Here is a 25,943-nt window from a genome sequence, read left to right as displayed (position 1 = left end):
TCCCCTCGTTCGGTCACGCTACCGTACGGTTGCTCGCAGATCGCTCCGGTCGACGGAACAACCACTGGCCAGGACAGATACCTATATCCGATGGTTGCCGGATGTTTACTTGATCGCGACCCGCACCTTCACCGCGTCGGCGTCGGTGTTGTGCAGAGCCTGCGCGATCAGTTCGCTCAGATCGAGCTGCGGAGCGGTCGCGGTCACCGATTCGGTGAGCGGGCGCAGTCCGGGCAGCAGGGCGGAGAGCTCGGGGCCGAGCTCGTTCAGCTTGGCGCTGAGCTGCTCGAGCAACGGCACCAGACCACCCTCGCGCAGGTGCATCTGCGGATCGCCCTCGGTGGCCCGGCCGACCGATTCGACGAACTGGTCGATCACCTGGCTCAACCGGATGAAGGCGGGCGCGGCGGCCGAGGTGGCCGGTCCGGCCCAGCCGATGTCGCCGGAAACGTACTCGAAGTTGTTCTGCAACTCGCCGATCGCCGGTGCGCGGCTCATGAGTGCCGCGGCGAGCAGGTCGCCCGCCCTTGCCAGCTCGGGGACGACATTCTCGGTGCCGACCATCGCCGTGCCGAGGGTGTCGACCAGGGAGCCGACGACCGCGGGATCGAGCTGCTCGACGGTCTTGGTGACCAGCCGCGCGACCTCGGGGATCGACATCGGAGTGCGCACGTTCTCCCCGGACAGTCGCTGCCCGTCGGTGAGATAGGGACCGTTCGCGTCACGCGGCACGAACTGCACGTACGGCTCACCGAGGGAGGACAGGTGCTCGATGGTGACGACGCTGCTCATCGGCACCTTGTGGTCGGCGCCGAACCGGAAGCCGACCTGCACCCGACCGCTCGCCGAGGTGTCGACGCCGGTGACCTCACCGATCTCGATACCGGTCAGCAGGATCGGCGAGCCGACACTGAGGCCACCGGAATTCGCGATCTCGATCGAGGCCGCGGTGTAGTCGGCGAACGGGTCGACGCGCACCACCCCGAAGGTCAGGTAACTCGCGCCGAGCACGGTGATGGCGGCGATGCCGCCGAGGGAGGCCAGTGCACCGATCTTCATCGCACCATTCCGATCATCCGCAGCGCGGTGACGATCTGCGCCACCTGGTCTTCCTCGGACACCTGGACGCCGGTGACGTTCACCTTCGGGCCGTTCTCGACGAAGGGAATGATCTTGTCGCGCAACAGCGCGGTGAGCAGCGCCATGTTCGTCGAGGAGCGCAGGTCGGCCGAACCGCCGGTGGCCAGCGGCAGGAACGCGGTCGCGGCGGCGTCACCGGAGCTCGCGATCGGGGCCAGCCAGGTGAGCGAGGAACCCACCGGGCCGAGCGCGTCGAAGATCTTCATCGTCTTGGCGATCGAATCCTGGGTGCCCGTCAGCGAGGCGACAGCCTCGGGCGTGAGGATGCTGGTCAGCGCTTCCTCGGTGTCGTTGTGCAGGATCGCCGCATTGCGGCTCAGCCCGTTGACCAGCAGGTCGACCTGGTCGAGATGGGCTGCCAGGTCGGCGGCGTCGGCGCCCATCACCGCCGAGATGCGCGCGGTTTCCTTGGGATCGGGTGGCATCACCGAGTTGATCCGGCCGAGCATCTCCTGCAGCTGACCGATCGCACCGCCCTGCACGAACAGAGCCATGGTGGCCATCGTGTCTTCCAGTTGCACAGGCGGTTTCGTGCGCTCGATCGGGATGGTGCCCCCGTCGCGCAGCAGGTCGCCGAAGCCGTCCTTCGGAGTGGTGAGCGAGAGATGGATGTCGCCGAGGATGGTGTCCTGGCGCAGTTCGGCGATGGACTTCGCCGGCAGCTGCACGGTGTCGAGGATGTCGGCCTCGACGATGACGTAACCGCCACGGCCCGCGGGCGCGTCGGCGGGCTGGACCACCCGCACACCGTCGACGATGCCGATCTCGGCGCCGTTGGCGATCACCTTCGACTTCGCGGGCAGGTTCAGCGCGCTGCTGAACTCGATCTGCACACGGTAGGTCGAACCGCTGACGGTCGAGCCGGGGACGGGCACTTCGGCGGGGTCGAAACCACAGCCACCCACCGCGAGTCCGGCCGCGACGACGAGTGCGACCACACTGCGGCGCAACATCTTTCGGGTGTTCATCGAGCACCTGCCATTCCCAGCACAACCTGCACGAGATTCACATCGGCCAGTCCCTGCGCCGGGTCGGGGCACTGCCCCGGAATCAGCTCGTTCACCGCGCCGCACACCTGGTCTGCGTCACCGACGGGCAAGGCGACCTTCGGCGGCGCGTAGGTGATCGCGGTGCCGCCCGCGGGATCGGTGGCGCTGCGGAAGGCGGAGGCGAGCGCGGGCATCTTCGCCACGATCTCGCTGAGCGATCCGACGTTGGCACGCAACAACTTCACCAGCGGGACCACGTCGTCGAGCGCGCCGATCAACGGATCACCGAGAATGACGGCGACATCGTTGAGTATCGGCAACAGCTCGCCGAGACCGTCGAACAACGAGGTGGCCGGGCCGAGCAGGTCGTCGGAGGCCATGTTGAGCAGCGGGGCCAGCCGGACCAGCATCGTCTGCAGGTCGCCCCAGTTCGCGGAGACCCGGTTCGAGACCGAGGCGAACGCGTCGAAAAGACTGGCGAGATGGCCGATGTCGGCGTCGGGCTTGTTCATCGCCGAACCGAGCTTGTGGATGAGTTCGTTGACCGTCGGGCCGGTGCCCTCGGTGGCGCGGTTGAGCGAGGACAGGCCGTCCGACAGCGCACTCGGCGCACCCGCGGCACCGCCGGAGAGTTCGTCGGACAGGCTGGCCAGCGCCGTGAGCGTTTCGGTGATGCTCTTGGGTGTCAGCGTTTTGGTGATGCAGCCGCCCGCGAGCGGCGGCGCGGTCTTGCCGGTGGTGAGCACCGCCAGATTGCGGTCCGCCGCCACCGAATACGCGACGGTGGTGGCGGAAGCGTCGGAGTTGACATCGAATTCGGCGTCGACCTCGAACTCGACACGGACCTTGGCGCCCTCGTTGCGCACCGCGGTCACCTCGCCGACATCCATGCCGCGCATGGTGACGTGGTTACCCGGGTAGAGGCCGATCGCGTCGGGCATGAGCGCGCAATAGGATTCGGTCTTCTTCAGCGGATCGAAGGCGACGAAGTAGCCGCCCGCGACCAGCGCCACGAGCACCGCGACGCCGGCGATCGACATGAACGCCTGGGATCCGAGTAGTCGTTTCAGCATCAGCACGCCTTCCCGGGCAGCGGTACGCACACGCGGGCGCTCGACTGGTCGACGACCACACCGGCCTCGGGGGTCGTCAGCTGCGACAACTTGGTCTGCAGCGCACCGACTGTGCCGATGACGGGCTCGAGCTGACTGCTGAGTTCCCCGAGCCGCGGCAACGCGTCGGCCAGCGCCTGCACCTGCGGCTTCAGGGTGGAGTCCCAGGTCGGGGCCAGTCCCGCGAGGCGATTCACCACCGAGGTGAGCAACCGAACCGCTTCGGCCATTTCGGCCCGCTTGCTCAGCAGCACGTCTTCGAGCATGTTGACGTTGTCCATCAGCCTGCCCAGATCCGCCTTGGCGCCGTCGTACATGGTGATGTACTCGTCGACGACCGCGATCGACTTCGACACCTGACTGCGCTGACGGTCGAGCATGTCGACGTACTTGCCGACGGTGTCGAGCGTGGTGCGCAGCGCTTCCGGCGAGGTCGCGATCGCGGAGTTCGCGGCGGCCAGGTTGTTGCGCACGGTGTCGCCGTCGACGGCGGCCAGCGGCGCGGTCGCGTCCTGGAAGGTCTCGATCAGGCTGTAGGGCAGGCGGATTCGATCAGTGGGAATCGCCTTGTCCCCCAGCGGCTTCGAACCCGCGGGGTAGAGCGCCACGTAGTGACCGCCGACCACGGTGAGCATGCGAACATCCAGGGACGTCTGATCACCCACGAAGACATCGTTTTTCACGGTGAACTGCATGAGCACTTTGTCGGGCTTCAGTTCCAGCGAGGTGACGCTGCCCACCGAGATGCCGGCCAGGCGCACGTCGTCGCCCTCGCGCACCGACTGCGCTTCGCTGAGCTCGGCGGTGTAGGTGTGCTTGCCCAGCGGCACCACGTACACCACGCCCGCGGCGATGATGAACAGCACGACCAGGCTCAGGCCGATGATCCCCATCCGCAGTTCCCGTGCGAGTTTGCCCGCTTCATCGGGGATCGGGCGATCGCCGCCGAACAGCGCGGCGAGCTTCTTCAGCGGTTGCATACGGTGACCTTCTGTCCGGCGATCAGCACCTGCAGCGGCGCGGGCACCTCGGCGGCGCCGTTGCTGCAGTGCGGCGTGAAGTCGGCGAAACCGCGCGCGAGCGAGGCGTCGACCGTGGCCAGCAGACCGGGGAGCTTGCCGAACACCTCGACGGCTTCCTGTGGATCGGGGAACAGCGCGCGGATCATCGCGTCGACATCGGCGCCGCCGCCCTCGACCAGGCCCAGCGAGGCGAGCAACCGGTCCACCGGCGCCAGCACCGAGGGCGCGGTCATCGCGAACTGCGCGACACCGCCGATATTGCGCTGCATCGCCTCGAAGATGTCGGTGAGCCGGGCCAGCAGCGGCACCAGGTGCCCGACCTTGCCGCCGTGACGCTCGGACAGCTCCGACAGGTTGTGGATCAGGGTGCTGATCACCTGCTGACGGTCATCGGCATAGCTCGCGAGCTGATCGATCGCGGTGAGCGCAGGTCCGAGGCCGGTGCCGTCGCCCTCGATCACGGCGAGCATGCTCGCGGTGAACTGGTTGATCGCTTCGGGCGACAGCGTGGCGAGCACCGGCTTGAGGCCGCTGAACAGACTCGTCACGTCGAACGACGGGACGGTCATGTTGGCGCCGATCCGCGCCCCTGCCGCGATGGTCTTGCCCGGGTTCGGCGCCTGCTGCAGGTCGATATAGCGCTGGCCGGTGAGGTTCTGGTAGCGGATGGCCAGCTTGGAATTGTCGTAGATCGGAGTGTCGGTCTTGACCGTGATCGCGACCTTGGCCTTGTCGCCTTCGAGGCTGATCTTCTCGATCTTGCCCACCTGCACGCCGAACATCCGCACGTCGTTGCCGACCTTGAGGCCGTTGGCGTCGGTGAACAGTGCGTCATGGGCGTTGGTGTCGCCGTCGACGGGGCGCTTGATCAGGGTGAACACCATGCCGAGGATGGCGATCATCACCAGGCTGAAAACGCCGAGGCGCAGTGCGGTTCCGCGAATCTTCATCGCCCACCGGCCTTTCCGAACAGCGGCACCGCGATGCTGGGGACACCGCTGAGCTCGACGTCGAGATTCAGGACAGGGCCGTTCGGGCCGTCGGGCATCGCGCCGCGCAGGTTCTGCAGCAGCGCGGTGAGATCGGCACCGGTCCGGCGCGGGTTCGGCGACATCTGCGCCAGCGCGAGCAGCATCGGCGCGAGCATGTCCGTGGTCTCGGCGAAGTGCCCGCCCGCGGTGCTCAGGGTGGTGCTCAGCGCGGGCAGGATGCCGCCGCCGATCACCCCGACGCCGATGTCGTAGCGCTCCTTGTCGACCTGGGTCACTCGGATGTCGCTGAGCTGGTCGATCACCTTCATAGTGGCGCCCGCGAACTCACCGCCGCCGTCGAAGGCGGGGCCGAGCTTGCCGAACAGCTCCGAGGGCATCACGTCCTGGTTGTCGGCGATGGTCTTGGAGACCGTGATCAGCGCCTGGACCAGCGGAGTGAAGGCCTTGAAGTCGGCGGCCAGCTGGGAGACGACGGTGGCCATCTGGGGGCTGGTCACGGTCATACCGACCTGCGAGAGGCTGCGCAGGATGGCGCTCATCGTCGCGTCGTAGACCCGGTCGTTGTTCGTGCCGGTGAGGTCGAGAACCGCGCCCTCGCGCAGCGGCGAACCGCCCGCGCCACGGCGCAATTCGATCTCGGCGATGCCGAACAGGTTGGTCGGGGCGTAGTCGATCGCGAGGCTGTCGTCGATGCCGACCAGTCGCTCGGTGTCGAGCAGCAGCGCGATCTGCTGGGTGCCGCGCGCGCCGGGGGTCACCTCGGCGACCTCGCCGACCGTCACGCCGTCGACGCGAACCTGGCTGCCCGCGCTGATGCCGTCACCGAGGTGTTCGGTGTGCAACGCGATGCGCAGACCATCTTCGGTCCGCAGATTCGAGTAGGTGACGTAGGCCAGTGCGATCGCCGCGATCACCGACAGGATGATCACCCCGGTCAGCCGCGACGTGCGCCGATCGGCCGCGACGCCGGGCATTCCATAGTTAGGCATCTAGTTCACCCCGTAAAACTGATCGCCGAGTTGAAGCCCCAGAGCATGATCGTGAGGACCATGTCGATGGCGATGATGGCCACCGAGCTGGCGCGCACCGCGCGACCGGAGGCGATGCCGACCCCCTCGGGGCCGCCGGTGGCGAAGAACCCGAAGTAGGCGTGCACCAGGATCACCACCGTGCCGAACACGGCCACCTTGATCACCGCGGCGATCATGTCGAAGCCGGAGATGAACTGGAAGAAGTAGTGGTCGTACACACCGGCCGACTGCCCGTAGACCATCGTGAGCAGTCCGCGGCAGGCGCCGTAGGCCAGGATCAGCGCGATCAGGAAGGTCGGCACGATGGCGATGGCGCCGGCGATCACCCGGGTGGTGACGACGTAGGGCACCGAACGCAGACCGAGCGCCTCGATCGCGTCGATCTCCTCGGAGATGCGCATCGCGCCGATCTCGGCGGTGATCCGGCACCCCGCCTGGGCGGCGAAGCCGATGGCCGCCGCGATCGGGGCCAGCTCACGGGTGGTCGCGTAGGCCGAGATCACGCCGGTGACCGGGCCCATGCCGAGCATGTCGAGTGAGGCGAACGATTCGACGCCCACCGAGGCGCCCATCACCAGGCCGAGCACGATCATCATCGGAACGGTGCCGCCACCGACGATGATCGACCCGCGTCCCCAGGTCATATCGGTGACCGCGCGCAGCGTTTCGTCCCGGTAGCGGCGCAGCGTCAGTGGCACCGAGGACAGCACCTGCCAGACGAACACCGCGACGAAGCCGAGCGATTCACCGGCGGTGACGATCCGCTTGCCGATGCGAGCGGGCTTGCGCAGCCAGTGCAGCGAGGTGGGGATGTACGACGAGGCAGCCATCACGCCAACTTCGTCGGCAGGAACATGGCACTGATCTGGCTTGCGAGGAGGTTCACGATCGCGATCGAGACCACCGAGAGCACCACCGCCGCGTTCACCGCGTCGGCCACACCGCGCGGTCCGCCCTTGGCCTCCAGTCCGCGCTGGCAGGAGATGATCACGACCAGGAAGCCGAAGATCAGCGCCTTGAGCAGCGAGACCCACACGTCACCGGCGGTCGCGAACGAACCGAACGTCGACCAGTAGCTACCCGGGGTCACGCCCTGACCGCCGACGGCGACCGCGTACCCGGCCAGCACGCCGACGAAGATGATCAGCACATTGAGCATCGGGGCGACGAGCAGCATGGCCGCCAGGCGCGGGATGACGAGCCGGTGCACCGGGTTGATGCCCATGGTGTTGAGCGCGTCGATCTCCTCGCGGATGGTGCGCGCGCCGAGGTCGGCCGCGATCGCCGCCGCGCCCGCGCCACCGAGCAGGAAGCCGGTGGCGATGGGCGCGCCCTGCTTGATCACGCCGAGGCCGCCGGTGGCGCCGAGCATGGAGTCGGCGCCGAGGCTGTGGATCAGGTTGCCGACCTGGACCGAGACGATCACGCCGAACGGGATCGCCATCAGGATCGCGGGAATGGCGGTGACCGTGATCAGGCGCCAGGCCTGCACGAGGGTCTCCCGCCACTGGAACTGCCTGCGGGCGATGTCGGAGAACGAGCCGCCGACCGATTGCTGTGCGAGATCTACCGCACGCCCGAAGGTCCGCAGCGACGACACGACGGTGTCGGTGAAGTTCTTGCGGACGATCTGGGTAGCGGAATCCGGCTTCGCGGAGTGCAGATCGGTAGACATCAGGGATGCCTCCGGGCCGCTCGTGAAGCACGGGGCTTGGTGATTTTCATACCGCACTCTCTGGCTTCGGCGTCGGTGCCAACTCCAGCAAGCTAACCGGTACTCTGCGTCACAACAAAATTTCCAGTGGGTGACCCTCGTCGCTTTTCCGCGGTTTCCATGACAGGTCGACCTGCCCTGTGATCCGCAACACCCCAGCTACGGACTTGCGGCCAGGAACACAAACGCCGCGAACAACCCCAGGTGAACACCACTGTGCAGCAGGGTCGCGCGGCCGGGAACGATCGTCAGCGTGCTCACCACGACGGTCAGCGCGAGCAGCACCATCTGCGTGGCACCCAGACCCAGCACCAGCGGCCCGCTCAACCAGATGGTCGCGATCGCGATCACCGGGATGGTCAGACCGATACTGGCCATCGCCGAGCCGAGTGCCAGGTTCAAACCGATCTGCACCTGATTGCGGCGCGCGGAGTTCACCGCGGCGATCGTCTCGGGCAACAGCACCAGCATCGCGATCACCACACCCACCGCCGACTGCGGCAATCCGGCCGAGGCCACCGCCGATTCGAGCGCGGGCGAGACCACCTTGGCCAGGCCGACCACGCACACCAGGGCGAGTACCAGCATCCCGAGGCTGATCAACGCGACCTTGTTGGACGGCGCGTGGCTGTGGGTGTCACTGTCGTCGACCGCGCCGCCGTCCTCCACCGGCAGGAAGTCGTCGGGGTGACGCACCGTCTGCACCATCACGAACAGCCCGTAGAGCGCCAGCGAGGCGACCGCGGCGAAGGCGAGCTGCGCGGGCGAGAACTCCGGGCCCGGCGCGCTGGTGGTGAAGGTCGGCAACACCAGACTCAATGTGGCCAGGGTCGCGACGGTGGCCAGGGCGGCACCGGTACCTTCCGCGTTGAACACCGCCACCCGTCTGCGCAGCGCGCCGACCAGCAGCACCAGGCCGAAGATGCCGTTGCAGGTGATCATCACCGCGGCGAACACGGTGTCGCGAGCGAGCGAGGCCGCCTTGTCGCCGCCGGAGATCATCATCGTGACGATCAGCGCCACCTCGATCACGGTCACCGCCACCGCGAGGACCAGCGAGCCATAGGGTTCGCCCACCCGGTGGGCCACGATCTCCGCGTGATAGACCGCCGAGAGCACCGCGCCGACCAGCGCGACACTCACCAGCGCGACGATCAATCCCGGTACGGAACGCCCCCAGCTGAGTACGAGCACGAGCGCGGCGAGGATGGGCACGTACAGGGTCCATTTAGTCGTCAACGCGGCAATCATGACCCCCATCCTTCCAGCTACGGCCGGGCACACCCGGAATCGTCACCGCACGGATCTCGGCGATGGATTCACTCACACCCCCTCGATGGGGAACAATTCAGCGCGTGCGGACCCAGTTCACCCTCGAGCTCGTCGCTTTGGCCAACGACCTCACCCTGATGTCGCGCGTCGCCCATGACGCGACCGAGCGGGTTACCCAGGCGCTGGCCGGCGCCGACCTCGCGGCCACCTACGAGGTGTTCGCGCTCGACGAGCAGCTACAGCTGATGTTCGCCGCCTGCGAATCCCGCACCATGGCGCTGCTCGCGCTGCAGGCGCCGGTGGCGCGCGATCTGCGTCATGTGGTGACCGCGATTCAGGTGGCCGGTGAGCTGTCGCGGATCGGGCGGCGCACGGAAACCGCTGGGCAGTACGTCTATCGGGCCCATCCGGCCGCGGTCGCGCCCGCACCGGTGATCGCCGAACTCGTGTCGATGGGCACGCTCGCGGCCGGGTGCGTGGCGCGGGTGAGCGCGTCGGTGGCGAGCGGGCGGTTCGCCGCCGGGGGCAGCGCCGATGTCGAGGCGATGGAGACGCTGTGCAAGCAATTGCGCACCGCCCTCACCGAAGCCGACGTGAGCACCGAGGCCGCGATCGATATGGCGTTGCTCGGCAGCCAATTCCAGCGCTGCGTCGACCATGCCGCGCGGATCGCACGCCTGATCCGGTTCCTGGACACCGGCATTCCGCCCGAAACGGGATCACTGCCCGATTGATCGATTGTGATCTCCATCACTATGGGTTTGCACTTCGGCGCCGCCGGTCACCTCCGTCGATAGATGAACGCTATTGAGCCGCAATCAGTTCGCGCTGTGCTGTGCGGAACCTCATAGCGGACAATCACTGACGACACCCGGCGCGGCCGTTAGGTTGTGCCGGTTCATTTTTCGACGGAGCATCTGGGTGGTACGGGCATGAAGTGGTCTTCGATCAGCGGTTCTCCCCTGGGTCGAGCCCTGCTCGCCCTAGCCGCGGCGGCGGTTATCGCCGTGGTGGTCACCCTCGCGAACACGTTCCTGGACAAGGTGAGTCCGACCGCGCCCGGCCCGGGTTCCGCGGGCGCGGCGACGGTGTCGGGCAAGGAAGTCGGCGATCTGGTCGCCACTCTCGTCGTCGCGAAGGAAGGCCCGATGACGGGCTACACGCGCGAGAAGTTCCCGCACTGGGACACCAACAAGCCCGAGCACGGTTTCACCGGCGACCTGGCGCAGTACACGAAATGCACCAGCCGCGAAGTGATGATGCTGCGCGACGCCAACGGCAAGGTCACCCTCGACGCCAAGACCTGCGACCTGAAGGTGGCGGCCGGTGGCGGCTGGCAGGACCACTACGGCTTCATCGACAAGAAGACCGGTGAACTCGGGCCGTACAAGTTCATCACCGATCCGTCCAAGGTCGACGCCGAACACATTGTGGCCCTTGCCGAAGCATGGCGATCGGGCGCGGCCGACCGCGACGAGGACACCCGTCGCCGCATCGCCAACGACTCGATGAACCTGGTCGCCGCCGACCCGTCGGCGAATCGTTCCAAGGGCGATCAGGACCCCGCGAACTACTTGCCGCCCGGCAACTTCCGGTGTGCCTATGTCGAGCACTACGTCAAGGTGAAGGTAAAATACGCCTTGACCGTTGATACCGCCGAGCACACCGCGTTGCGCACCGCAGTCGATGACTGCCTCCGCCGAGGAGAGTTCAAATAAGCGAGCCCATCGAGATCACCGCCGAGAGCGCCGTCATGACCGAAGAGGAAGGGACGGTGTCCGGCGAGCTCGATGTCATGCTCGACGACGCGGGCAAGGGCCTCGTCCGCTATCGCGGCACCGATACCTGGTACACGATCGGCAATATCGAGTGCGAGCCGCCGCGCACCTGGGACTGCGTCGCCGACCTGGTGAAGGCGATCAAGAAGGACGCGGGCACCCGCGACGTCGCGGGAAACACGGTGGTCTTCGAAGCCTGAGGCGCGAGCTGGCAATCTGGTAGCTATGCCGACTGCCTATCGACAACCACCGCCCACCGAGGTCGCCTGGTCCGCGCTGTGCCGCCGGACGCCGCGCGTGGTCGCGCTGATCGCGACCGCGGCGGTGCTGATCACCGCCCTCACCTGGGAGGTCACCAGCGGCATCAGCCGGATGGACACCGCGGTGCTCGACTGGATGATCGCGCACCGCGGCGAGCCGCTCACCAGCATCGCCACGGTGATCACCGACCTCGGCGACACGCTGTCGATGACGATTCTGGCATCGCTCACCGTCGGAATCTTCCTCCTGCGGCGCAACCTGCCGGTCGCAGCCCTGGTTGCCGTCACCTCGCTGGGTGCGGGCGTGCTGGTGTGGGTGATCAAACGGCTGGTCGGCCGCCAGCGGCCGCCCGAGGCGTCGCGGCTGGTCTTCGAGCCCAGCCTGTCCTATCCGTCGGGGCACACGCTCGGCTCCACGGTGGTCGTCGGCATCGTGGCGCTCGTGGTGATCCCGCGGCTGCGCAGGCACTGGGTTCGGGTGATCGCCACGGTGTTCGCTGTCGCCTTTCCCGCCGCTGTCGGGTTGTCGCGCATCTATCTGGGCGTCCACTGGACCACCGATGTGCTCGCGGGCTGGATCATCGGGTTGCTGTGGCTGGTCCTGTGCGTCACCGCGTTCACCCGCGTGCGGCGCGCTCAACCCACCGCGATCACCACCTTGCCGAACGAGGCGCCCGAGCGCAGGTAATCGTAGGCCACGGCGGCGTCGTCGAAATCGAATTCGCGGTCGATCACCGGGCGCAGACGATGCTTCGTGATCGCGCGGTTCATCGCTTCGAAACCGGTTCGGCTGCCGACGGCGATGCGCCGGATGGCCAGGTAGGAGGAGCCGAACGGATTGTCCGGCAGCGTTGTTCCCGGCGTGGGCGCCATCGCGCCGATCATCGTCACCGTCGAGTTGTACGCGCCCGCACGCACCGATTGTTCGAGCGTGGGCAGGCCGACCGCGTCGACGATGTGCTCGGCACCGGTCCCGGTCATCTCCATCACCGCGTCACCCCAGTTCCCGGTCACGGTGCGGTCGATCACCGCGTCGGCGCCCAGCGCGCGCAACCGGTCTGCCTTTGCCTGGCTGGAGGTGATCGAGATGACCTCGGCGCCGAGGATTTTCGCGAACTGGATGGCGTACAGCGCCACCGCGCCGCTACCGACGGTGAGCACGCGCGCACCGGGTGCGGGCAGGCCCGGTGTGGTGAGCGCCGACCAGGCGACCAGACCCGCGCAGCTCAGGGTCGCCGCTTCCGCATCGGTGAGATGCGCGGGGACATGCACGATCGAATCCTCTTCTATCAGTGCGTACGTGGCGAGGAACCCGTCGAAGTTCGCGCCGTACTGTTCGGCGGCGGTGGCGAGGGTTTGCGGACCGTCGACCCAATGGACGAAGTAACTCGCGGTGATCCGGTCCCCGATTCCCGCGCGGGTCACTCCGGGGCCGAGCGCGATCACCTCGCCGACACCATCGGAGAGCGGGATGATGCCCGCGGTAGCGGGCAGCGGGTAGGTGCCGTCCATCAGCATCAGATCGCGGCGGTTCACCGACGCGGCGCGGACCCGGATCAGGACCTGGTGCGGGCCCGGTTCCGGCCGCTGCTGCGCGGACCGTGTGAGACCACCGTCGAGGTGGTAGGCGACGGCGTGATCAGGGTGGATGTCGTTGTCAGGCATGGGACAACTCTGTCGGTGATGGCGTCACCGCGCGATTCCCCGGAGGGTATGGGCAGGTGCCGGTCGGGATCGGTGCCGCATCGACCGATCGGTTCTGCGAGGTGGCGCCGGAGGATGATTCCCGGCGGGAATGGTGGCGGCCGTCGACGCGGTTCATTCCATTCATGACCGCTGCCCCGCCATCGACCGGATTCGGCCCCCAACTGCGTCACTGGCGCACCCGGCGCCGGGTCAGCCAGCTCGACCTGGCGATCCGGGCCGAGACCAGCCAGCGCTATCTGAGCTTCCTCGAGCAGGGCAGATCGCAACCGGGACGCACGATGGTGGTGCGGCTGGCCGAATCGCTCGAGCTGTCCCTGCGCGACCGCAACACCTTGCTACTGGCCGCGGGGTTCGCACCTGTCTTCCCCGAAAGTGATCTGGCGGCTCCGGAATTGGCGCCCGTTCGTGCGGCGATCACCGCCGTGCTGGACGGGCATCTGCCGTATCCGGCGCTGGTCGCTCGCCCGCGCGGCGAACTCGTCACGGCCAATGCCGCCTTCGACCTGTTCACCGAGGAGGTGTCCCCGGAACTGCTGGTCGCGCCGATCAACATCCTGCGGTTGGCCCTGCACCCCGACGGCGTCGCCCCGCGCGTACGCAACCTGCCGGACTGGGGCAGGCACATCATGGATTCGTTGCGGAACCGCGCCGCCCACACCCCCGATCCAGCCCTCGACCAGCTCATCGCCGAACTGGCGGGCTACCTCCCCGCTCCGTGCCCAGGGCCCGATCACGTCGGCTTCGCCGTCCCCCTGCACCTGCGTACTCCAGACGGCGACCTCCGTCTGATCACGACTCTCACCTCGTTCGCGACCGCCACCGATGTCACCCTCGCCGAACTTCACCTCGAGGCGTTCCTGCCCGCCGACGCGGAGACCGCGCGCATTCTCGCGCTGCGCGCGACCCGTCGCTGATCGCACCGTCGGGCGAGTACCCGGTGCGCCCTCGATCGCCGCAGTGCGACAACCGAGGGCGGCCGGATCAGCCTGCGGCAGTGGCGAGTTCATCCCGGACCGGCGCGTCCCAGTCGATGCGGTATCGACGTTCGGTACCCATCGTCTTCTCCGGGTTCATCACCGTTTTGACCATGAGCGGCATCACCACGTTCATCACCTTGCGGGCGATCGGGCCCGGCGTCTTGCTGTGGTTGATCTTCGCCGCGCGCGCCGCGATCCCCTCCACCCTGGCCCGGCGCAACTGCTCGTAGACAGCGAAAGCCTCGGTGGGCGAGGCGATATCGCGCAGGCACCGCGCCAGCTGCACGCCGCTCTCGATCGCCAGTGACGCGCCCTGTCCGGAGCTGTTCGACGGAGCGTGCACCGAGTCGCCCACCAGCACCATGCGATCGCGATACCAGTGCGGCACCGGCGGCATGATGTGCAGGGCACCGGTGACCTCGAGGTTCTGCGCCGTGGTGCGGCGGGCGAATTCGGCACCGGGCGAGTCGGCTGCGTAGGTCTCCCGTAGCACCTCGAGCCAGTGTTCGGGAGCGACAGCGCGGGCCTCGGTGAGCGAAAGGTACTGCTTGCTGGGAAGATTCGCGCCCCACGTCACGCGGCCGTCGGCATGCTTCCAGTACAGGTAGTAGGCCCTGGCGCCGAAGGCGAACACCATGGTGTCGTCGGGCAGGTCGAGGTCGCAGTCGACCATGGCGCCGAAGCCGAGCATGCCGGTGTAGTCGGGTCCCGGTGCGGCCGGATCGATCAGACCCCGCACGGTGGAACGGATTCCGTCGGTGCCGACGAGGATGTCGGCGGTGGCGGTGGATCCGTCGGTGAAGTGCGCGGTGACGCCGTCGGGGTGCTCGTCGACGTGGGTCAATCGCTTGTCGTAGCTGAACGGCACGCCCGCGGCGACCGCGTGATCGTGCAGGGTGCGGTGCAATTCGCCGCGGTCGACGGCCTGCAGCGGGGGCTGGTCGGCCAGCACCGGCATGACGTGTTCGCGGCCGCTCACGCGCAGTCGCATCTGCGCGACCGGCAGGGCGATCTCGCGCACCGCGTCACCGGCGCCGATGATGTCGAGTGCCGCGACACCGTTGGGCGCCAGCGCGAGCCCGGAGCCGATGCCCTCGGAGGGACCGGAGTAGGCCTCGTACACGTGGGCCTGGATGCCTGCCTTGTGCAGGGCGGTGGCGGCGACGGGTCCGGCGATGCCGCCGCCGATGACCAATGCGGAACGGGTGGTGGACATGGGTGATCTCCAGATCTGATGTCGGCGTCACCCAGCTATCCTGTGGTTGCCTCACCTCGTGGCCGGGTGCGCCTGGTTGCGGGACGGTATCTCGGGCTCGGTGGGGTGTTGCCGCACGCCACCGGGTCCGGGTCTTCGGGGTTGAGCTAGTTGTTCCCCCTCTCACCGAGTTCGGGGATCTGTTCGGTGGGCATGCCGTCGACATGCCACTGCCGCCAGAGTTCGAGGCCTTCGAAGGTGCCCGCGGCCAGTTCGTCACGCAGGGAACGCGCCCAGTTCGCCTCGGCTTCCAGCATCGCCAGGCCGAATTCGGATTCGACGAGGAACAACCGGGGCAGCGTCAGCTCGCCGAGTTCGGCCCTGGTGGTCTCGATGATTCGCTCCAGCGTCGCGATGCGCGTACCGAGCAGGACGATCACCTCATCCGGCGGCAGCACCGCCAGAATCGACAGACCCGCGGTGAAGCGGTGGTGTTCGGGCTCGGGTGCGGCGAGTAGTTCGCGGGTCCAGTCGGCCATCTCGGCGCGACCGGCGTCGGTGATCCGATAGATCACCCGCTCGGGGCGCGCGCCGTCGCGTTCGCTGCCGATGACCTCGAGGAATCCGGCCTTCTCCATGTTCTGCACGACGGTGTAGAGCGAGCCCCATTTGATGTCCATGTCGCGGTCTTTGCCGTGGGCGCGCAGGGTGGCGGCGATCTCGTAGCGGTGCATCGGACGCTGCACGATCACCGAGAGCACGGCGAGCGCCAGCAGGTTGTTCACTTTGCGCTTGGTCGCCATGACTGCCTCCTTACTCGTCTACGAATATACGTCTACGAGTATTCGGCGGCAAGGTTCGTTCAGTGGAGTGGACAACCGACATCAGACTTTCGATACCTCGCTGCTATCAGCGCCCTGGTCGAGCAGCTTGGCCGCGATCTTCGACAGCGCCTCGTCGAGCAGCGCGCGGTCGACCGGATCCTCGGAATTCCAGTCGTCGAGGCGGTCGCCGAGCCAGCGGCGCCAGCCGGCGCGCAGCTTGTCGACCTCGGCGTCGCCGTCGGCGGTCAGCGACAGGGTGCCCCCGTCGTCGTGCAGCAGACCCGCGTCGACGGCCTGGCGAAAAACCGGCGACAGCACCTCCACCGGCAGCCGGTGCCGGTAGGCGATGGCATACACCGTGGCGGGCACCTCGTCCTTGGAGTACAGGTACACCTGCCCCAGCGCCCACGCCGAGTCCGGGCTCAGCGTGCTGCCCGAAGCGGCGATGAGCTCGGGGATGAGCGGTTTCTCCGCCCTGGCCTTGCGCACCGTCGTGGCGACCGAGCGCTCCAGCTGCACCACCCGGTCGTGCGAATCGGGTACCGAGAAGCCCTCCCCGACGTCGCCCGCGCCGTGGCGAGCGCTGTCGCGCAACCGCACCTGCGGCAGGAACCAGGCAACGACGAAACCGACCAGCGCCACCGGAACAACCCAGCGGAACACGTAGTCGATCGAATTCGCGTAGGCGTCGATGATCGGCGCGGACTGCTCGAGCGGTAGCTCACGCAGTAGTTTCGGGTTCGCCGCCACCTCCGGCGAGACGCCGGGGGCCTGCTGCAATGCCTCCGCCAGCGCGGGCTTGCTCTTGTTGTTGTAGAGCGTGCCGAAGACCGCCGTGCCGAACGCACTGCCCAGGGTGCGGAAGAAGGTGACCCCCGAGGTGGCGGTGCCCAGATCGGCGTAGGGCACGGTGTTCTGCACGACGATGGTGAGCACCTGCATCGACAGACCGAGCCCGGCACCCAGAATCAGCATGTACAGCGATTCCAGCCACACGCTGGTGCCGCGGCCCATCGTCGACATCAGGGCGAGGCCGACCGCCATCACCGCCATGCCGACGACCGGGAAGTACCGGTACTGCCCGGTCTTGCCGACGACCTGACCGGAGAAGACCGAGGTGACGAACAGGCCGACCACCAGCGGCAGGGTGCGGACGCCGGAGATCGTCGCCGTCGCCCCGTCGACATATTGCAGATAGGCGGGCAGATAGGTCATCGAACCGAGCATCGCGAAACCGACGATGAAACTGAGCACCGACGACACGGTGAACACGCGGCTGCTGAACAACCGCATCGGCAGCATCGGCTCCTTCGCGCGGTTCTCCACCAGCACGAACCCGGTGATCAGCACGGCGGCGAGCACGAACAAACCGATGATCTGCCAAGAGCCCCACGGATATTCGCTACCACCGAACTCGAGCCCGAGGATCAGCGACGACACACCGAGCGCGATCAGGCCGATGCCGAGGTAGTCGATCACCGGCCGGGTGACCGCGCGCAGGTGCGGCAGGGTGCGCGCCGCCATCACCACCATGATGATCGCGATCGGCACATTCACGTAGAAACACCAGCGCCAGCTCGCGTGGTCGGTGAACAACCCGCCCAGGGTGGGCCCGACGACGGTGGTCACGCCGAACACCGCGCCGAGGGCGCCCTGATACTTGCCGCGTTCGCGCAGCGGAATGGTGTCGGCGATCAGGGCCATCGAGGTGACCATCAGCCCGCCCGCGCCGACGCCCTGGATTCCGCGCGCCACGATCAGCACACCCATGCCGCCCGCGACGCCGGCCAGCGCCGAGCCTGCGATGAAGATGATGCCGCTGATCTGGAACAGCAGTTTGCGGCCGAACAGGTCGCCGAGCTTGCCCGCGAGCGCGGTCGCGACGGCCTCGGCGAGCAGATACGCGGTCACCACCCAGGCCATGTGCCCGGCGCTGCCGAGGTCGGCGACGATCGAGGGCAGCGCCGCCGACACGATGGTCTGGTCGAGGGCGGCCATGAGCATGCCGAGCACCACCGTCGCGAAGACAATGTTGATCTTCGCCTTACTCATCGGCTCGACGGGCTTGTCCACAGCAACACCATCCGGCATGCCTCAGTATGGGCTTTCAGGCCCTGCACGGGAGGTCAGTGACACGGCAGCAATCGCCACCGATCGCTCAGCGGACGGCGTAGTTTCCCAGGCCGGGTTCGAGCGTGTCGAACGCGATCTCGGCATCACGGGTCAGCGCGGCGGCGATCTCGGCGTTGGATTCGCCTTCCAGGGTGCGGCGCATGATCTCGTTGAACAGCACCCGTTGCACGCCGGCGATCTGGGCCGCGGCGACGCGCGGGGTGATGTCCTCGGGCGCGGCACCTGTCTCGGCGGCGAGTACGTCGGCCAGTGCCAGTTGACGGGCGTCGTGCAAATCGCGCCCCCGCGCAGTCAGCGCGGGACTGTCGGCGATCATCCTGGCGAACGGCTCGCCGCTGAAGCCGATGAGCTGGTCTTGCGCCGCGATGGCCGCCAGGCAAGCGTGACGCAGCGCGGCCAGTGCCGACTGGCCGGGCGCGCGTTCCCGAACGATCGACGCGAGTTGATCGATGTAGATCTCGCCGAGGTCGAGTGCCAGGTCTTCCTTGCGGGGGAAGTAGTTGGTGACCGTCATCTTCGAGACATCGGCGGCCGCGGCCACCTCGGCGATGGTCACCTGGTCGAATCCGCGAGCCAGGAACAGCTCGGTCGCCCGGTCCGAGATCTGCTCCCTGGTCTGCTGCTTCTTCCTGGCCCTGAGGCCCTGCTGCGTCGTCATGCCACCAGCATATCTGAACTCGTCCTAAATTTGTTCTTGACATATTTTTAGGTTCGTTCTAAGTTTATGCCCGTCGCCGCAAGCGACACGATCGAAGGAGACAGCGCATGCCGCACGGACCCGATATCGCCGCCGAGCCCCTCAACACCCGTTCCACCACCGAAGGAGCAGCCGATATGGCCCGATTCACGACGATGCGAAGTTCACTCGACGACGCGGTCCGCGAGATCACGACCGCGCCGCAACCCCTCCCCCTGCCCGGCCGACCCCGGGCGGCACGCCGCGCCGAAGCGTCTTTCCCGACCCCACGGCGACGTGGAACCGGCTCGGCCATTCGCGGCGCGCAGACCCGGTCGACGGCCGTGCGCCGCCCGATCCGGATTCCCGGCAAGTAGTCACTGCGTTCCCCGCGTAACCCGACCGGTGGGGCTGCCTCACCCCACCGGTCACCAGCCCCACATCGAACGGGAGTTCTCTTGACCACCACCGTCACCGCCGATCCCATTCGCGACTACCTGAGCGCCATCGGACGCACTCCCCTGCTGACCGCCGAACAGGAATACGCCCTCGGTGCGCGGATCGCCGCGGGCGCGACCGCGCGGGCCGAGATCGATGCGGCCGGTGCCGAACTCACCGCCGCACGACGAGAACTGTTGCGCCGCACCGAACTCGACGGACTGCGCGCGAAAGATCACATGGTGCGGGCGAATCTGCGCCTGGTCGTCTCCATCGCGCGCCGGTTCCCGACCAACACCGGGATGTCGCTGCTCGATCTGATCCAGGAGGGCACGCTGGGGCTGATACGTGCGGTGGAGAAATTCGACCACGAGCGCGGCCTCAAGCTCTCCACCTACGCGACGTTCTGGATCCGGCAGTCGATCGGGCGCGCGCTCACCGATCAGGGGCGCACGATCCGGCTGCCCTCGAATGTGGCCGATGTCCTGCATCGGGTGATCCGGGTGCGGCGCGAGCTGGCGCATCAGCTGGGACGCGCGGCCACCACCGAGGAACTGGCCGCGGGCGCCGACCTCACCGTCGCGCAGGTAGCGGCGGTGCTGCGGCACGAAGCCGAGCCCGTGTCGCTGCACGCGCCCGTCGGCGAGGACACCGATCTGGGCTCACTGTTGCCCGACACCACGCCCATGCCGGCGGAGGTGGTCGCGGCTCGGATGCTCGGGGGCTATGTGGAGGCGGCCCTGGCGGGGCTCACCGAGCGCGAATCCGCCGTCATCCGACTGCGTTTCGGCCTCGACCGCGGCGAGGGCCGCACGCTGGAAGAGGTGGGTTCGGCGCTCGGCTTCTCCCGCGAACGGGCGCGTCAAATCGAGGCGAAAGCCATGATCAAGCTGCGCAAACCCGCCTGCACCCGTACGCTGACCGGATTGCTGGGCTGACCTTCCCTCCTATCTTACTCCAGAGTAAGATAGGCGCATGGCATGGAAACCAACTGACATCGCGGACCAGTCCGGGCGCACGTTCGTGATCACCGGGGCCAACGGCGGCCTCGGTGCCGAGACCACCAAGGTGCTCGCAGGCAAGGGCGCCACGGTGATCATGGCCTGCCGCAACGCGAGCAAAGCGCAACCGATCGCCGACGCCATCCCCGGTGACGTGCGGGTGGCCGCGCTCGACCTGGCAGATCTGGCCTCTGTGCGCGAATTCGCCGCGCAGCAGGGCGAATTCGATGTGCTGATCAACAACGCGGGCCTGATGAACATCCCGTTCTCGCGCACCGCCGACGGGTTCGAGACGCAGTTCGGCGTCAACCACCTGGGCCACTTCGCCCTCACCGGACTGCTGCTCGACCGCGTGCGCGACCGGGTGATCTCGCTCGCCAGCATCGCCCACAAGCAGACCCCGAAGCTGTGGATCGACGACCTCAACTACGAGAACCGCCGCTACCAGCGCAATCTCGCCTACGCCCAGGCCAAGCTCGCCAACCTGATGTTCGGTCGTGAACTGCAGCACAGGCTCACCGAGGCCGGGTCGGCGAAGAAGTCCTACGCCGTGCACCCCGGGGTCTCGGCCACCGACCTGTTCGCCCGCACCGAGACCCCCCTCGACAAGGTCAGCAAGCCGTTCATCAAGCTCATCGGCCACCCGCCACACAAGGCCGCCCACTCCACCTTGTTCGCGGCCACCGAGCCGGACGCCGACCCCACCGTGTACTGGGGCCCCAACCGGCTGATGCAGTCGCAGGGACCGGTCGAGGCGTGCCCGTCGAGCAAGATCTCGCGCAATCCCGAGCTGCTGCGCAGGCTGTGGGAGGAATCCGAGCGGATGACCGGGATCAGCTACAAGTTCTGATCATCCGCACTGCGTGACCGTGAGCACGATCTTGCCGCGGGTGCGCTGATTGTCGCTGATCTCGTGGGCCTTGCCCACGAGTTCCAGTGGCAGAACCGTTTCCACGTGCGGTCGCAGCGCACCGCTTTCGACGAGGTTCGCGAGAGCGCGCAGACCCGCGCCGTCGGCTTCGACGATCATGAACCCGGCCCGCAGGCCGAGCGGGCGGGCGACCTCCACCAGGGCCGCTTCCGCCGGGGAGGCCAGCGACACGATGATGCCGCCGGGCCGGAGGGTTCGCAGCGAGCGCGGGCCGTATTCGCCGCCGATGGTGTCGACGACGATGTCGATGCCGTCGGCCGCGTCGACGAAATCTGTTGCGGTGTAATCGATCACCTCATCGGCGCCGAGGTCGCGGACGAAGTCGTGATTGTCGGCCCGCGCCGTGGCGACGACATACGCACCGCGCGCCTTGGCGATCTGCACCGCGACATGCCCGACCCCGCCCGCGGCGGCGTGAATCAGGACCCGGTGGCCGGGCCGCACGTCGGCGGTGTCGACCAGCGCCTGCCAGGCGGTGAGCGCGACGAGCGGCAGCGCGGCGGCTTCGACGTGGGTGAGATTAGACGGCTTGCGCGCGAGGTGGCGGGCCGGTGCGGTGACGTACTCGGCGTAGGCGCCCGCGGCGCGCGGCTGGCGCGGCATGCCGAAGACCTCGTCGCCCGGCGCGAACAGGGTGACACCGACGCCGACGGCCTCGACCACACCGGACACATCCCAGCCCAGCGGTGCGATCGCGCCGAGCAGTCCGCCGGTGGCGCGGTGCCAGGAATCGGTCGGGTTCACCCCGGCCGCGTGCACGCGGATCAGCACTTCGGCCGGTCCGGGGCTCGGCTTGTCGACCTCGATCACCCGCAGGACCTCGGGTCCGCCGAAGGTGTCCTGACCGATTGCCCGCATGGCGCTTCTCCCTGTGTCTCCCAGGCCGTTTCGCTGCGAACCGGCCGCGTGAAGTCCACGATGCCGGGTGCGCGAATCATCGACGAGTGGCAAGAAAGCCAATATGTGTAAGAATCTTGCCATGCATCGCGTGGTGGTTCTGGCGCTGAACGGGGTCTATCCGTTCGAATTGGGAATTCCCGCCCGGATCTTCGGCACGGCGACCGATCCCGACGGCGCCGCGCTCTACGACGTGCGCACCTGCAGCCTCGACGGAGCCCCGGTCTCGACCAACGCCGACTTCACCATCGCCGTCGAATACGACAGCAGCGCGCTCGCCGAGGCCGACACTGTGGTGATCCCGCCCTTCTCCGCGTGTGACGCCCCCGAGGAGGAGTGGATGCCCGCCGACCTGGCCGATGCGCTGGGTCGACTCCGGCCGGATACCCGCATCGTGTCGATCTGCACCGCGGCGTTCGTCCTGGCCGCCCTCGGCTTGCTCGACGACCGCCCCGCGACCACGCACTGGCGACAAGCCGATCGGTTCCGCACTCTGTTCCCGCAAGTCAGGATGGATGCCGACGTGCTGTTCGTCGACGAAGGACGCATCCTCACCGCGGCGGGCAGCGCCGCCGGCATCGACGCCTGCCTGCACCTGCTGCGCCGCGATCACGGCAGCGCGGTCGCCAATCAGGTCGCCCGCCTGTGCATCGTGCCGCCGTGGCGCGAAGGCGGACAGGCCCAGTTCATCGACCGGCCGATCCCCGAACCCAGCACCGCGACGACCGCCGCCACCCGCGCGTGGGCCATGACCCACCTGGATCGCCCGCTCCCGCTCACCGAACTCGCCGCCCACGCTCGTATGAGCGTGCGCACCTTCTGCCGCCGATTCCGCGAGGAAACCGGCCTCCCACCCGGCCAATGGCTGACGCAGCAACGCGTCGACCACGCCCGCCACCTCCTCGAAGCCACCGACCTCCCCATCGACCGCGTCGCCGCCGACGCGGGCCTCGGCACCGCCGCTTCCCTGCGCCAGCACCTGTCCGCCGCCATCGGCGTCTCCCCCACCGCCTACCGCCAGACCTTCCAGGCCGGGACCTCGCGCCCGCGCGCCACCCGGACTACTGTGCTGTGACGCCTGACTCCGCGGTTGACTCCGGCCGCGACCTGCTCCTACGTGCTCTGTAGTAGGCGGGTACCGTGGAGCGCGTGTCCGTTCCACCTCCTCGCCCGGCGCACAATCGACCGGCCCTGATCGCGCTGGTCTGCGTCGTCGCGCTGGGCTGCCTGGCGCTGGCCTGGTGGCAGTGGGAACGGTTCGAATCGTCGTCGGGAACCGGCCAGAATCTCGGTTACGCACTGCAGTGGCCGCTGTTCGCCGGGTTCGCGGTGTTCGCCTATGTGCGGTTCGTGCGGCTGGAACGCGAGGCCGAGGAGCCCGCGTCGCCGCGTCCGGGCAAGGCCGAGGCGCCGCGCGAGATCCCCGCGGGCATCCTGCCCGAACGCCCCAAGGCCGCGAAGTCCGACGACCCGGAAACGGCCGCCTACAGCCAGTACCTGGCGCAACTGCACGCCAGCGACATCGATGCGCAGGTCCGCACCGCCGGCTTGCATTCCCCCGAGAGGAACGCCGGGTGACCGACAACACCACCACCACACCGTCGCCGGACGAAGCCACCGCCGCCCCCGCGGGCAGCGCCCCCACCGCCAAGATCACCTCGGCCCTGCAGCGCTACCGCGTACTCGCCTGGGTCACCGGCCTGTGGCTGCTGCTGCTCACCGTCGAGATGATCGCCAAGTACGGCTTCGACGTCGACACCCCCAGCTGGATCGCGGTCGTGCACGGCTGGGTGTACTTCGCCTATCTGCTGGTCACCGCCGACCTCGCCGTGAAGGTCCGCTGGCCCATCGGCCGCACCGTCGGCACCCTCGTCGCCGGCACCATCCCGCTGCTGTCGTTCTTCGTCGAGCACCGCAACGCCAAAGACGTGAAGCAGCAGTACAGCCTCTGACTTGCACGAAAAGCGCCGCCGCCCCGGTAATCCGGAGCGGCGGCGCTTGTGTTGTGTGGTCGGTCAGGCCAGGGCGGCCAGGGCCGGGATGAGCTGAGTGAGTGCGCGGCCCCGGTGGGAGACCGCGTCCTTTTCGGCGGGGGTGAGTTCGGCAGCGCTGCCGGTACCGCCCTCGGGGAGAAACAGCGGGTCGTAGCCGAAACCGCCGTCACCGTGCGGTTCACGGGCGATGGTGCCGGGCCATTCGCCGCGCACCACCGTGGTCGTACCGTCGGGCAGGACCAGCGCGCAGGTGGAGACGAAACGGCCGCCGCGACGGTCGTCGGGGACGTCGCCCAGCTGGGCGAGCAGCAGGGTGTTGTTCGCGGCATCGTCGCCGTGGCCGCCCGCCCACCGCGCCGACAGCACACCCGGCATCCCGTTCAGCGCGTCGACTTCGATGCCGGAATCGTCTGCCACGCAGGGCAATCCGGTGGCGACGGCACCGTCACGCGCCTTCGCGATCGCGTTCTCCTCGAAGGTGGCGCCGGTCTCGGGCGCCTCCTCGTACGGGGGCACCTCGTTCAGGCTCACCAATTCGATTCCGGCCACCCCGGCTTCATCGAGGATCCGGCGAAGCTCCTTCAGCTTCTTGGCATTTCGGCTGGCGACCAGCACACGCACGGCCACGACTACTTCTTCGCGGACGGCTCGGGCAGGGTGCCCGGGTACGGCAGTGCCAGCGCCGCCTTCTGGATCGCGAACAGCTGCTCGGCACCGGCGAAGGCCGAGTCGAGCATCTTGTCCAGGGTCGACCGCGGGAACGTCGCGCCCTCGCCGGTGCCCTGGATCTCGACCAGAGTTCCGGTGTCGGTGGCCACCACGTTCATGTCGACCTCGGCGCGCGAGTCTTCCTCGTAGGGCAGGTCGAGGCGAACACGCCCGTCGACCACACCCACGCTCACCGCGGCGATCATGCACGAAATCGGCTGCGGATCAGCCAGTTTGCCCGCGGCGGCCAGGTAGGTCACCGCGTCCGACAGCGCCACATAGGCGCCGGTGATCGCGGCGGTGCGCGTGCCACCGTCGGCCTGCAGCACATCGCAGTCGAGCGCGATCGTGTTCTCGCCGAGCGCGGCCAGGTCGATGCAGGCCCGCAGCGAGCGCCCGATCAGCCTGCTGATCTCCTGCGTCCGCCCACCGACCTTGCCCTTCACCGACTCCCGCCCACTGCGCGTGTGCGTGGCCGCGGGCAGCATCGCGTACTCCGCGGTGAGCCAGCCCAGCCCCGAATCCCGGCGCCACGGCGGCACCCCCTCGGTGACGCTCGCGGTGCACATCACCCGCGTCTGCCCGAATTCCACCAGCACCGACCCCGCCGGGTGCGTAGTGAATCCCCGAGTGATCTTCACGTCGCGGAGTTCGTCATCCGCCCTACCATCAGCTCGTCTAGACACAGCCGACACACTAGCGCGTGCCCCCCACTCCCCGCCCAGCCACACCGAAGCCTCCGAAGCCCGCACCCACACCGCACTCCCAGCGACACCGCACACCCCAAGGTCCGTAGCTCTACCGCACACCCCAAGGTCCGTAGCTCTACCGCACTCCCCGCGACACCGCGCACCCCGAAGTCCACACCCTTACCGCACTCCCCGCGACTCCACACACCCGAAGCTCACACCCCTACCGCACTCCCCGCGACTCCACACACCCCGAAGTCCACACCCCTACCGCACTCTTAGCGACTCCGTACACCCGAAGTCCGCAGCCCTAACGCACTAGCCGGCCCCACCGTTCAACCCCAGATCCGCCATGACCGCACCACCAACCACCGCACTCCCGACCCCTAGGGAGGGACGGCCACGAAGTGGCCGGTCCGCGGCCGGGTCGCCGGTTAGGCGCCGGGGCGTAGGCGACGAAGGA

The 25,943-nt window shown here is 67.9% G+C and carries 28 protein-coding genes; 11 read left to right on the top strand and 17 right to left on the bottom strand.

From position 1 onward, the window contains the following. Positions 1–105 precede the first annotated feature (105 nt). The 9 genes from ACWFRF_RS33665 to ACWFRF_RS33625 all read right to left on the bottom strand — a co-directional run bounded on the left by ACWFRF_RS33665 (position 106) and on the right by ACWFRF_RS33625 (position 9,251). Positions 106–1,059 carry an MlaD family protein gene (locus ACWFRF_RS33665; RefSeq protein ID WP_452454154.1) on the bottom strand — a complete coding sequence of 318 codons (954 nt, stop codon included), beginning with the start codon at positions 1,057–1,059 and terminating at the stop codon, positions 106–108. Then, entirely contained in the window at positions 1,056–2,108 is a 1,053-nt protein-coding gene (locus ACWFRF_RS33660; protein ID WP_452454151.1) for an MlaD family protein, read from the bottom strand. Before ACWFRF_RS33660 ends, ACWFRF_RS33665 begins: the two co-directional genes overlap by 4 nt. After that, complete coding sequence (locus ACWFRF_RS33655; protein WP_379312042.1) at positions 2,105–3,202, bottom strand: MlaD family protein; 1,098 nt, start codon at positions 3,200–3,202, stop codon at positions 2,105–2,107. The genes ACWFRF_RS33660 and ACWFRF_RS33655 overlap by 4 nt, the downstream gene beginning before the upstream one ends. Further along, the gene (locus ACWFRF_RS33650) at positions 3,202–4,221 is read right to left on the bottom strand and encodes an MlaD family protein (protein ID WP_452454149.1); all 1,020 of its coding nucleotides are present in this window, start codon (positions 4,219–4,221) and stop codon (positions 3,202–3,204) included. The genes ACWFRF_RS33655 and ACWFRF_RS33650 overlap by 1 nt, the downstream gene beginning before the upstream one ends. Then, positions 4,209–5,213 carry an MlaD family protein gene (locus ACWFRF_RS33645; protein WP_379312044.1) on the bottom strand — a complete coding sequence of 335 codons (1,005 nt, stop codon included), beginning with the start codon at positions 5,211–5,213 and terminating at the stop codon, positions 4,209–4,211. Before ACWFRF_RS33645 ends, ACWFRF_RS33650 begins: the two co-directional genes overlap by 13 nt. Beyond that, positions 5,210–6,244 (bottom strand): MlaD family protein, encoded by a 1,035-nt coding sequence (locus tag ACWFRF_RS33640; RefSeq protein ID WP_452454147.1) that lies wholly within the window; start codon positions 6,242–6,244, stop codon positions 5,210–5,212. Before ACWFRF_RS33640 ends, ACWFRF_RS33645 begins: the two co-directional genes overlap by 4 nt. Before the next feature lie 5 nt (positions 6,245–6,249). Beyond that, the gene (locus ACWFRF_RS33635; RefSeq protein ID WP_328659724.1) at positions 6,250–7,116 is read right to left on the bottom strand and encodes an MlaE family ABC transporter permease; all 867 of its coding nucleotides are present in this window, start codon (positions 7,114–7,116) and stop codon (positions 6,250–6,252) included. Next, a complete protein-coding gene (locus tag ACWFRF_RS33630; RefSeq protein ID WP_378996636.1) occupies positions 7,116–7,961 on the bottom strand; it encodes an MlaE family ABC transporter permease in 846 nt (281 codons plus the stop codon). Before ACWFRF_RS33630 ends, ACWFRF_RS33635 begins: the two co-directional genes overlap by 1 nt. A 198-nt stretch (positions 7,962–8,159) precedes the next feature. Beyond that, positions 8,160–9,251, bottom strand: a complete 1,092-nt coding sequence (locus tag ACWFRF_RS33625; RefSeq protein WP_379312047.1) for a calcium:proton antiporter — start codon at positions 9,249–9,251, stop codon at positions 8,160–8,162. Positions 9,252–9,355: 104 nt separating this feature from the next. Between ACWFRF_RS33625 and ACWFRF_RS33620 the strand changes: the two genes are divergently transcribed. The 4 genes from ACWFRF_RS33620 to ACWFRF_RS33605 all read left to right on the top strand — a co-directional run bounded on the left by ACWFRF_RS33620 (position 9,356) and on the right by ACWFRF_RS33605 (position 11,998). After that, the gene (locus ACWFRF_RS33620) at positions 9,356–10,006 is read left to right on the top strand and encodes a phosphate signaling complex PhoU family protein (protein WP_378996639.1); all 651 of its coding nucleotides are present in this window, start codon (positions 9,356–9,358) and stop codon (positions 10,004–10,006) included. A gap of 198 nt (positions 10,007–10,204) precedes the next feature. Beyond that, positions 10,205–10,990, top strand: a complete 786-nt coding sequence (locus ACWFRF_RS33615) for an HNH endonuclease family protein (protein WP_378996641.1) — start codon at positions 10,205–10,207, stop codon at positions 10,988–10,990. Between the two features lie 35 nt (positions 10,991–11,025). Then, a complete protein-coding gene (locus tag ACWFRF_RS33610) occupies positions 11,026–11,250 on the top strand; it encodes a hypothetical protein (RefSeq protein ID WP_378996643.1) in 225 nt (74 codons plus the stop codon). 25 nt (positions 11,251–11,275) lie between these two features. Beyond that, positions 11,276–11,998, top strand: a complete 723-nt coding sequence (locus tag ACWFRF_RS33605; RefSeq protein WP_378996645.1) for a phosphatase PAP2 family protein — start codon at positions 11,276–11,278, stop codon at positions 11,996–11,998. Here ACWFRF_RS33605 and ACWFRF_RS33600 read toward each other — a convergent pair. Next, on the bottom strand, positions 11,947–12,975 hold the full coding sequence (locus tag ACWFRF_RS33600; protein WP_452454143.1) for a zinc-dependent alcohol dehydrogenase family protein: 1,029 nt from the start codon (positions 12,973–12,975) through the stop codon (positions 11,947–11,949). The two genes, ACWFRF_RS33605 and ACWFRF_RS33600, sit on opposite strands and share 52 nt — an antisense overlap. A 164-nt stretch (positions 12,976–13,139) precedes the next feature. On the opposite strand from ACWFRF_RS33600, the gene ACWFRF_RS33595 reads away from it, so the two are divergent. Then, positions 13,140–13,931, top strand: a complete 792-nt coding sequence (locus tag ACWFRF_RS33595; protein ID WP_452454141.1) for a helix-turn-helix domain-containing protein — start codon at positions 13,140–13,142, stop codon at positions 13,929–13,931. Positions 13,932–13,998: 67 nt separating this feature from the next. Here ACWFRF_RS33595 and ACWFRF_RS33590 read toward each other — a convergent pair whose 3' ends face one another. The 4 genes from ACWFRF_RS33590 to ACWFRF_RS33575 all read right to left on the bottom strand — a co-directional run bounded on the left by ACWFRF_RS33590 (position 13,999) and on the right by ACWFRF_RS33575 (position 18,804). Further along, positions 13,999–15,210, bottom strand: a complete 1,212-nt coding sequence (locus ACWFRF_RS33590; RefSeq protein WP_452454139.1) for an FAD-dependent oxidoreductase — start codon at positions 15,208–15,210, stop codon at positions 13,999–14,001. A 146-nt stretch (positions 15,211–15,356) separates the two neighbouring features. Further along, a complete protein-coding gene (locus tag ACWFRF_RS33585) occupies positions 15,357–15,992 on the bottom strand; it encodes a PadR family transcriptional regulator (RefSeq protein WP_378996653.1) in 636 nt (211 codons plus the stop codon). 81 nt (positions 15,993–16,073) lie between these two features. Then, the gene (locus ACWFRF_RS33580) at positions 16,074–18,086 is read right to left on the bottom strand and encodes an MDR family MFS transporter (RefSeq protein ID WP_452454136.1); all 2,013 of its coding nucleotides are present in this window, start codon (positions 18,084–18,086) and stop codon (positions 16,074–16,076) included. An 85-nt stretch (positions 18,087–18,171) separates the two neighbouring features. Next, positions 18,172–18,804: a TetR/AcrR family transcriptional regulator gene (locus ACWFRF_RS33575; protein ID WP_378996655.1), complete on the bottom strand. Its 633-nt coding sequence runs from the start codon at positions 18,802–18,804 to the stop codon at positions 18,172–18,174. Positions 18,805–18,911: 107 nt separating this feature from the next. On the opposite strand from ACWFRF_RS33575, the gene ACWFRF_RS33570 reads away from it, so the two are divergent. The 3 genes from ACWFRF_RS33570 to ACWFRF_RS33560 all read left to right on the top strand — a co-directional run bounded on the left by ACWFRF_RS33570 (position 18,912) and on the right by ACWFRF_RS33560 (position 21,111). After that, entirely contained in the window at positions 18,912–19,199 is a 288-nt protein-coding gene (locus ACWFRF_RS33570) for a hypothetical protein (RefSeq protein WP_452454134.1), read from the top strand. A gap of 81 nt (positions 19,200–19,280) precedes the next feature. After that, entirely contained in the window at positions 19,281–20,198 is a 918-nt protein-coding gene (locus tag ACWFRF_RS33565) for a sigma-70 family RNA polymerase sigma factor (protein ID WP_452454132.1), read from the top strand. 37 nt (positions 20,199–20,235) lie between these two features. After that, a complete protein-coding gene (locus ACWFRF_RS33560) occupies positions 20,236–21,111 on the top strand; it encodes an oxidoreductase (protein WP_387449107.1) in 876 nt (291 codons plus the stop codon). Here the strand turns inward: ACWFRF_RS33560 and ACWFRF_RS33555 are convergent, their stop codons facing one another. Then, entirely contained in the window at positions 21,112–22,050 is a 939-nt protein-coding gene (locus ACWFRF_RS33555; RefSeq protein ID WP_379316894.1) for an NADP-dependent oxidoreductase, read from the bottom strand. It lies immediately after the preceding gene. Between the two features lie 121 nt (positions 22,051–22,171). Between ACWFRF_RS33555 and ACWFRF_RS33550 the strand changes: the two genes are divergently transcribed. The 3 genes from ACWFRF_RS33550 (at position 22,172) to ACWFRF_RS33540 (ending at position 24,041) form a co-directional block, all read left to right on the top strand. Then, entirely contained in the window at positions 22,172–23,164 is a 993-nt protein-coding gene (locus tag ACWFRF_RS33550; protein WP_379316892.1) for a GlxA family transcriptional regulator, read from the top strand. Between the two features lie 74 nt (positions 23,165–23,238). Beyond that, the gene (locus ACWFRF_RS33545; RefSeq protein WP_452454129.1) at positions 23,239–23,667 is read left to right on the top strand and encodes a transcriptional regulator; all 429 of its coding nucleotides are present in this window, start codon (positions 23,239–23,241) and stop codon (positions 23,665–23,667) included. After that, the gene (locus tag ACWFRF_RS33540) at positions 23,664–24,041 is read left to right on the top strand and encodes a DUF3817 domain-containing protein (RefSeq protein ID WP_379316890.1); all 378 of its coding nucleotides are present in this window, start codon (positions 23,664–23,666) and stop codon (positions 24,039–24,041) included. Before ACWFRF_RS33545 ends, ACWFRF_RS33540 begins: the two co-directional genes overlap by 4 nt. Positions 24,042–24,104: 63 nt before the next feature. Here ACWFRF_RS33540 and rdgB read toward each other — a convergent pair whose 3' ends face one another. Continuing rightward, positions 24,105–24,710: an RdgB/HAM1 family non-canonical purine NTP pyrophosphatase gene (gene rdgB, locus ACWFRF_RS33535; RefSeq protein ID WP_378996673.1), complete on the bottom strand. Its 606-nt coding sequence runs from the start codon at positions 24,708–24,710 to the stop codon at positions 24,105–24,107. A gap of 2 nt (positions 24,711–24,712) precedes the next feature. Continuing rightward, positions 24,713–25,477, bottom strand: a complete 765-nt coding sequence (rph, locus tag ACWFRF_RS33530; protein WP_378638916.1) for a ribonuclease PH — start codon at positions 25,475–25,477, stop codon at positions 24,713–24,715. Positions 25,478–25,943 lie beyond the last annotated feature (466 nt).

Source organism: Nocardia sp. NPDC055165, assembly GCF_053606985.1.
This window is presented reverse-complemented; position numbering and strand designations above follow the sequence as displayed.

What these genes read in the sequence shown, in the direction of transcription:
- ACWFRF_RS33665 (WP_452454154.1), bottom strand. Translation starts at nt 1,059, where the DNA reads ATGAAGATCGGTGCACTGGCCTCCCTCGGCGGCATCGCCGCCATCACC.
- ACWFRF_RS33660 (WP_452454151.1), bottom strand. Translation starts at nt 2,108, where the DNA reads ATGAACACCCGAAAGATGTTGCGCCGCAGTGTGGTCGCACTCGTCGTC.
- ACWFRF_RS33655 (WP_379312042.1), bottom strand. Translation starts at nt 3,202, where the DNA reads ATGCTGAAACGACTACTCGGATCCCAGGCGTTCATGTCGATCGCCGGC.
- ACWFRF_RS33650 (WP_452454149.1), bottom strand. Translation starts at nt 4,221, where the DNA reads ATGCAACCGCTGAAGAAGCTCGCCGCGCTGTTCGGCGGCGATCGCCCG.
- ACWFRF_RS33645 (WP_379312044.1), bottom strand. Translation starts at nt 5,213, where the DNA reads ATGAAGATTCGCGGAACCGCACTGCGCCTCGGCGTTTTCAGCCTGGTG.
- ACWFRF_RS33640 (WP_452454147.1), bottom strand. Translation starts at nt 6,244, where the DNA reads ATGCCTAACTATGGAATGCCCGGCGTCGCGGCCGATCGGCGCACGTCG.
- ACWFRF_RS33635 (WP_328659724.1), bottom strand. Translation starts at nt 7,116, where the DNA reads ATGGCTGCCTCGTCGTACATCCCCACCTCGCTGCACTGGCTGCGCAAG.
- ACWFRF_RS33630 (WP_378996636.1), bottom strand. Translation starts at nt 7,961, where the DNA reads ATGTCTACCGATCTGCACTCCGCGAAGCCGGATTCCGCTACCCAGATC.
- ACWFRF_RS33625 (WP_379312047.1), bottom strand. Translation starts at nt 9,251, where the DNA reads ATGATTGCCGCGTTGACGACTAAATGGACCCTGTACGTGCCCATCCTC.
- ACWFRF_RS33615 (WP_378996641.1), top strand. Translation starts at nt 10,205, where the DNA reads ATGAAGTGGTCTTCGATCAGCGGTTCTCCCCTGGGTCGAGCCCTGCTC.
- ACWFRF_RS33610 (WP_378996643.1), top strand. Translation starts at nt 11,026, where the DNA reads ATGACCGAAGAGGAAGGGACGGTGTCCGGCGAGCTCGATGTCATGCTC.
- ACWFRF_RS33605 (WP_378996645.1), top strand. Translation starts at nt 11,276, where the DNA reads ATGCCGACTGCCTATCGACAACCACCGCCCACCGAGGTCGCCTGGTCC.
- ACWFRF_RS33600 (WP_452454143.1), bottom strand. Translation starts at nt 12,975, where the DNA reads ATGCCTGACAACGACATCCACCCTGATCACGCCGTCGCCTACCACCTC.
- ACWFRF_RS33595 (WP_452454141.1), top strand. Translation starts at nt 13,140, where the DNA reads ATGACCGCTGCCCCGCCATCGACCGGATTCGGCCCCCAACTGCGTCAC.
- ACWFRF_RS33590 (WP_452454139.1), bottom strand. Translation starts at nt 15,210, where the DNA reads ATGTCCACCACCCGTTCCGCATTGGTCATCGGCGGCGGCATCGCCGGA.
- ACWFRF_RS33585 (WP_378996653.1), bottom strand. Translation starts at nt 15,992, where the DNA reads ATGGCGACCAAGCGCAAAGTGAACAACCTGCTGGCGCTCGCCGTGCTC.
- ACWFRF_RS33575 (WP_378996655.1), bottom strand. Translation starts at nt 18,804, where the DNA reads ATGACGACGCAGCAGGGCCTCAGGGCCAGGAAGAAGCAGCAGACCAGG.
- ACWFRF_RS33570 (WP_452454134.1), top strand. Translation starts at nt 18,912, where the DNA reads ATGCCGCACGGACCCGATATCGCCGCCGAGCCCCTCAACACCCGTTCC.
- ACWFRF_RS33560 (WP_387449107.1), top strand. Translation starts at nt 20,236, where the DNA reads ATGGCATGGAAACCAACTGACATCGCGGACCAGTCCGGGCGCACGTTC.
- ACWFRF_RS33555 (WP_379316894.1), bottom strand. Translation starts at nt 22,050, where the DNA reads ATGCGGGCAATCGGTCAGGACACCTTCGGCGGACCCGAGGTCCTGCGG.
- ACWFRF_RS33550 (WP_379316892.1), top strand. Translation starts at nt 22,172, where the DNA reads ATGCATCGCGTGGTGGTTCTGGCGCTGAACGGGGTCTATCCGTTCGAA.